This window comes from Candidatus Omnitrophota bacterium, assembly GCA_040755155.1.
Classification (GTDB): domain Bacteria; phylum Hinthialibacterota; class Hinthialibacteria; order Hinthialibacterales; family Hinthialibacteraceae; genus JBFMBP01.
Genome location: JBFMBP010000016.1, coordinates 22,942 through 29,838, shown reverse-complemented (window position 1 = coordinate 29,838; position 6,897 = coordinate 22,942). Strand labels below are relative to the sequence as shown.

Annotated in this window: 4 protein-coding genes; 2 read left to right on the top strand and 2 right to left on the bottom strand. The window is 51.7% G+C overall.

Features of this window, described 5'->3' with window-relative positions; translation table 11 throughout:
- Positions 1–184: 184 nt before the first annotated feature.
- Positions 185–2,518 carry an NADPH-dependent glutamate synthase gene (gene gltA, locus AB1656_01935; protein MEW6234123.1) on the bottom strand — a complete coding sequence of 778 codons (2,334 nt, stop codon included), beginning with the start codon at positions 2,516–2,518 and terminating at the stop codon, positions 185–187.
- Positions 2,519–2,954: 436 nt separating this feature from the next.
- Entirely contained in the window at positions 2,955–3,542 is a 588-nt protein-coding gene (locus AB1656_01930; GenBank protein MEW6234122.1) for a prepilin-type N-terminal cleavage/methylation domain-containing protein, read from the bottom strand.
- A gap of 263 nt (positions 3,543–3,805) precedes the next feature.
- On the opposite strand from AB1656_01930, the gene AB1656_01925 reads away from it, so the two are divergent.
- Positions 3,806–4,798, top strand: coding sequence for an HD-GYP domain-containing protein (locus AB1656_01925; protein MEW6234121.1), 993 nt, complete (start codon positions 3,806–3,808; stop codon positions 4,796–4,798).
- Positions 4,799–4,943: 145 nt separating this feature from the next.
- A complete protein-coding gene (locus AB1656_01920) occupies positions 4,944–6,770 on the top strand; it encodes a hypothetical protein (GenBank protein ID MEW6234120.1) in 1,827 nt (608 codons plus the stop codon).
- The last annotated feature ends 127 nt before the right edge of the window (positions 6,771–6,897 follow it).

The following is a 6,897-nucleotide window of genomic DNA, read 5'->3' as shown; positions in this document are numbered from 1 at the left end:
CAGTTCCACGACGATTTGGCGGATGGCGTCTTTCCGGTTTTGATCCATATATGGATAACTTCTGAACCGGGTTCGAAGTAACGGTCGGTATAATTTATTCTTGAAAATTCTTGCTAGCGGCTCTCTTGCCGCCACAATCTTACTTCACATGGCTGACCTGTTACTAAAAAGGAATATCTAACTCTCACCAAACGCCCGTCGTTAAATACTCGTGCATGGCTTTGGCGGCGACTCTTCCCTGCCCCATCGCCAGGATGACCGTCGAACCGCCGGTGATGGCGTCGCCTCCGGCGAAGACGGCTTTCTTGCTCGTCTTGCCCGTTTCCGGTTCCGCGACGATGATTCCCCATTTGTTTAATTCCAGCCCTTTCGTCGTGCGGGGCACCAGCGGATTGACGCCGAATCCCAGCGCCGTGATGATGGTTTCCGTGGGAAGGCGGAACTCCGATCCTTTGATGGGCACAGGCCGCCGCCGTCCCGACTCGTCCGGCTCGCCCAGTTCCATTTGAATGCACTCCATTTCCTTGACCCAGCCATCGCCGTTGCCGTGCAGCGAAACGGGCGCCGTTAGGAACTTGAATTTCACGCCCTCTTCCTCCGCGTGGTGGATCTCTTCGATGCGGGCGGGCGACTCGGCCAACGTCCTCCGGTAGACGATGCTAACTTCCTTCGCGCCCATGCGTACGCTGACGCGCGCCGCGTCCATCGCCGTATTGCCCGCGCCGATGACGGCCACGTGATCGCCGACGGTAACGGGAGTGCTGTATTCGGGAAAACGATCAGCGTGCATGAGGTTGATGCGAGTCAGAAATTCGTTGGCCGTATAGACGCCCTTCAGGTTCTCGCCCGGCACTTTCATCATTTTTGGCAGTCCCGCGCCCGTTCCCAGGAACACGGCGTCGAAGCCTTCCTTCTGCAATAAGTCGTCCACCGTTTTGGCTTTTCCGATCAGAACATTGGTATAAAAATGCACGCCCTTCTTGCGCAAGCCGTCGATCTCTTGTTCCACGATATCGTTGGGCAAACGGAATTCGGGAATGCCGTAGATCAATACGCCGCCCAACCGGTGCAACGCTTCGAAGACATGCACCTCATGCCCTTTGGCGATCAAATCGCCCGCCACCGTTAGCGAAGACGGCCCCGAACCGACGATGGCCACTTTCTTTCCCGTAGGCGGCGGCGGAGTCCATTCGAATTCGCCTCCGAATTGACGTTCGTAATCGGCCACGAAGCGTTCCAAGCGTCCGATGGCTACGGACTCGTTTTTATTGGCCAAAATGCACTTGATTTCGCATTGCGTCTCTTGGGGGCAAACGCGTCCGCAGACGGCGGGCAAGACGTTCGTCTCTTTAATGACCCTGGCCGCTTCCAGAAATTTTCCTTCTCGCACTAGCCGCATAAAGCGCGGGATATCCACGCCGACGGGACAACCATCCACGCATTTCGGCTTCTTGCATTCGATGCAGCGATTGGCTTCGACTTTCGCCAAATCGATGGTTAATCCTAGCGCCACTTCCTTGAAATTCTTATTGCGTACGTTAGGCTCCTGTTCCGGCATCTTCTGGCGCGGAATCTGCATTCGTTCTTTAGGTTTCAACGCCTTGCCGCTCAAGTCGATCGAATCGGGAACGTTCGGATTCCAGAATTTATCGATCTCATCCAACTCTTCTCGATATATGCACGCCGGAGAATGCTCTTCCCCTTTATAGACGGCGAACGCTAGTTTTTCTTTATCCGCATACCATTTCTGGCGGTTCATCAATTCGTCGAAATCCACTTTATGCCCGTCGAAATCCGGCCCGTCGCAACAGGCGAACTTGGATTCGCCGCCTATATGGACGCGGCAACCGCCGCACATTCCCGTCCCATCCACCATCAGCGCATTGAGCGATACCGTACAGCCGATGCCCAACGGCGCCGTCATCTTGCTGACGGCGGCCATCATGGGAACCGGTCCGATGGCGAAGGTATGATCCACCTTGATCCCTTCATCCAGGATTTCCTTAAGAACGTCGGTAACGAATCCTTTCGTCCCATAAGAGCCGTCGTTAGTGGAGAGGCGCACTTCGTCGCAAGTGTCACGCATCAGATCTTCTAAAAGAATCAGGCCCTTCTCCCGCGCGCCGATGACGCCGATGACTCGGTTGCCCGCCTCGCGCAACGCTCTGCAGATAGGCAGCAGCGCCGCCACGCCGTATCCTCCGCCCATGCAAACCACCGTCCCGTATTGTTCGATAGGACTGGGTTCTCCCAGCGGTCCGATGATGCTGAAGAAAGAATCGCCCACATTCATCGAGCAAATTTCATGCGTCGTTTTTCCGATCGCCTGGATGACGAATAACAAGCTGTCGTTCTCGTAATTGGAACCGGCGAGCGAGATGGGAATCCGTTCCGCCTTATCGTGCGGACAGACGATCATGAATTGCCCCGCTTTGCGCGCGCGGCTTACCAGAGGCGCTTTAGCCTCGAACCAAAAGGTGTTGGGAGCCAGTTCTCTTTTGTCCAGAATCTCAAACATCGTAATCGATACTCCTTGTATGGGTAATTCAAAAATTGGCGACGTTCTTTTATTATAAAACGCAGCGACGGATATCCGGCTGGAGATAGTCTAGAGCGTTTTGGGAATCCTTATCGATTGGCATAAGTTCAAACGGAAGATAGCGTATTTTTTCGCCATCTCGCTCCGCTCCAGCGCCTACGAACGATGGTCGTCGTTCAAGAGTCCATCTACGTTTCAGACGGTGGGAAAACCATTCGCAAAGAATTCCATCGCGAGATTTCTCGCTCAAACCACATCCAAACTAACCAACAATACGCCCCAGCTTCCCGATTTCTTGGAAAAATCGAGATAAACATGCAATAAAAAACATCCGGCTCGTTCCGCCGTCATCCGTCTCCTTTCCTGGGGAAAGGAAGAGTTATTATTATATCTTGAAATATCTTTCTAAGAAAGATCAAGGTCCGACGGCGAGTATATCCCCATCGCTGACGACGCCGTTCGAAGGTTCGTAATGGGGATATTGCAGCCGGGCTTGGTCTACGCTTCCCGGCGTAACGGCTGGGTGGAACATATCCGGCCCGTAACTCCAGGCCAATTGGGCGTCTTTTTGGCCAAGGCTGTCCGCCTTGCTCCGCAAAGGAGGATTGTTGAACAACCTCCCATACAGCGAACCTTGGTTTTTGTCGCCGAAAACGGCGTCTGCGTGATATTCGCCGAAGGTATATAGTTTAACCGGTCCAGAAATCCGATCCGTCCCTTTGTATGTCTGAAAAGGGTCCTTGGGCGAAACGCTCATATACGCGATGGGCGTCGTCAAATAGCGGTTCTGCCAGGGAAAATGGCCGTTGAGATGATTGGGCAGCCCCGGCCAGTCGATGCGATAGACGGCGATGGCCGACATATAGGCTTTCAATCCCGCCTGGGCGTTGGCGATCTTGGCTCTTACCTGCGCGTTGAGAAAATTGGGAACGGCGATAGCCGCTAATATCCCGATAATGGCCACAACGATCAATAACTCGATCAATGTAAAACCTTTTTTCATAATGAGCATCTCACAACGATTTAAAAGGAATCTCAACTCGATGAAACAGCGTTAGAACGAATCGAGCGTATCTCAATGCGCGAAGGCCGTCAATCGCAAAAAGACAATGCCATCTCTTCACTCATTATTTTTCGGGGATCGATTTTCTTTTTTTCTTTCCCGCATGATATGCTTTAATAAGATTTACAATAATTCGTCTTCACATAATGGAAAATACTGTTATATTCCAGCGAATCGAATTTCCGGGAAGAAAACATGAAATCATGATCGAGACGATAAAAACCTCGGAAGTCAAAATCGGCATGTACGTCATTCTCCCGAAAAGCTGGTTCGGGAGACTACTTCATCCTTTTCAAAAAACGCACTTCTTGATCGAAACGGAAGACGAATTGCAGCAGATTCTGCATTCCGGACTTGAAGAAATCAAAATCGATCCCTCCTGCTCCGCCATAGTGCAAGATGTGGAATGCCTTACCCATCCTACTAGCGAAATAATCCCTCCATCAAAATGGAAATCGGATAAGAATATTTCCCAACAATTGAAACAAGTCATTCACGATCAATCGCTGGAACCGGAAATTAAAGCCAAAGCGGTCTACCAGGAATCGATGACGTTGATGAAATCCTTGTTCGACAATCCCAGCGCCGGGCAAATTATCCAAGCCAAAGAAGCGATCGGCGAAGTCGTCGACATGATTCTTTCCGAAGACGATACGACGTTAAATCTACTCAAAATCATGACGCACGATTTCTATACGTACACCCATTCGGTCAACGTCGGCGTTCAATCCATCGCTCTCGCCAAACGGCTCTACGGAACCCATTCCGATCACGACATGCACGAACTGGGAGCGGGTTTTTTCCTTCACGATTTGGGAAAAGCCAAGATCGATTCCGGGATTCTCAACAAACAGGGACGGTTGGACGAGAAGGAAATGGCCATCATGCGCGCTCATCCCTCGCTAGGCTATTCCATTCTGAAAAAAGCCAATCAATTGAGCCGAGAATGCGCCTTGATTGCAATCCAGCATCACGAGCGCGAGGACGGAACCGGTTATCCCCGGCAGCTCAAGGGCGACCGCATTCACGATTACAGCCGCATTTGCTGCATCGCCGACGTATTCGACGCGCTGACGGCGGAGCGATCCTACAAAAGAGGCTTATCTACTTTCGAAGCGTTGAAAATTATGAAAGACGAAATGTACGGACATTTTCATCATGATATTTTCGAAAATTTCGTGATGCTGTTTCATTAAATCCTTCCCCCATTTAATAGCTTGTTTCCATCGAAAAAATTTGCTATTTTCCTTTGATCTATGAAAATAGATTCGAGTATTATTTGCCATAATACGGACGGGATAATCGATATATGCAAATATCAAACGGCGAAGGGGAATAAACATGAACAAAGATAACCAAATTGGAATAACATTGTTGCGCTTGCTTATAGCGCTACTGGCAGCAACGATGGCGGGTGGAGCCTATTCCCAATCGGAAACGGAAGCCGCGTTTGAAGGAAAGCCGTATAAGGGCGTAGACGTCTTCGCCGATACATGGACGGCGACGGATGGATTGGGGCGCATAACGCCCGGATTCAATGAATGCGGCCCCGTAAAACAAGACAAATGGGTTGGCATCTTTTATTGGACGTGGCATACGCCACAGCGCAACGGACCGAACGACAATACCAAAATCATCGCCGCCGCCAAGGACGGCCAACCGCAATGGCCATCCAACGGCGCGCCCTTTCACTGGGGCGAGCCGGAATTAGGCTATTACATAATGACCGATCCGTTCGTGATCCGCAAACACGCCAGTATGCTCGTCGATGCGGGAATCGACGTTATTCTCTTCGATACGACCAATCCCCCATTCACCTGGAAAGAAGAATACGAAGCGCTATGCCGCGAATATAGCGCCATGCGCCGGGAAGGCGCCCGCACTCCCGCCATTGGATTCATCGCGCCCTTCGGCGATCCGCGTCCGATTACGGATCAACTGTGGAAGGATTTATACAAGCCCGGAAATTGGAAAGACCTCTGGTTCGTCTGGGACGGCAAACCGTTCATCTTGGCGAACAAGGAATTCATTAAAGACGAAGAGATGCTGAACTTCTTCACCTTCCGCCGCCCCATGCCCGATTACTGGATCGGCCCTACCGGGCCGGATCAATGGAGTTGGTTGGAAGTCTTCCCGCAGCATATATTCAAGAACAGCAAGGGCGAAACAGAGCAGATGAGCGTGGGCGTGGCGCAAAACGCCCTGCCCAATACGCCCGGCCCCGCTCCCATGAGCCATAAAGCCGGCGCGATGGGACGCAGCTGGCATAACGGAAAAAAAGACGAACGCAACGGCGCCGTCGATCTGGGATTGAACTTCGAAGAACAATGGAAGCGCGCCTTGGAAGTAAATCCCAAGTTCGTCTTCGTGACGGGTTGGAACGAATGGACTGCCGGACGCTTCATGGAATGGAGCAAATATAAAGATACGGATTGCTACTATCCTGGCGGATTGTTCGTAGACGAATACACGCAGGAATACAGCCGCGATTGCGAGCCAATGCTCGGCGGGCATAGCGATAACTACTACTATCAATTAGCCAGCTGGGTGCGGCGCTTCAAAGGCGTCCGCGAACAGCCTAAAGCGCAAGGACCAAGCGAAATCTCCATCGACGGCTCGTTCGACGATTGGAAAAACGTAACGCCCGAATATCGGGACGCGATCGGAGACGTTTCCCATCGCAACCATAAAGGATACGGCGGCATAGAATATCGCAACGATACTGGCCGCAACGACTTCGTCATCGCCAAGGCGGCTCATGACGAGAAAAGATTATATTTCTTCGCCCAGACGTTGAAAAAAATCACGCCGCGAACGGATCGCTATTGGATGTTGTTGCTGATAGACGCCGACCTCAACGGGAAAACCGGCTGGTTGGGCTACGATTTCGTTGCGAATCTCGAAGTTCCCAGCGATTCGGAAACCGCCATAAAAGCCTGGCGCAATAATGCGTGGGAAACCATAGGCTCCGCCGCCTACAGGGTGAACGGCAATGGTTTGGAACTATCGATTCCTCGCTCACTGATCGGACAGACGACAGGAACGCCAGCGCTGGATTTTCATTGGGCGGACAATATCCAAAGTTTCAGCGGCGTTGCGGAACTGGGCGTCAATGGAGACAGCGCCCCCAACCGGCGTTGGAACTATCGCTATGAAGCGATGAAGTGAAATATAAGAATAAGGGACGAATGAAACCGGCGCTGGGATCATCCCGCGCCGGCGGGTATTCATGGCAATATAGCTATTCGCTTAAGGGGGTGGCAAAGATAAAATTGTTTCTGCCTCTGACTATTCT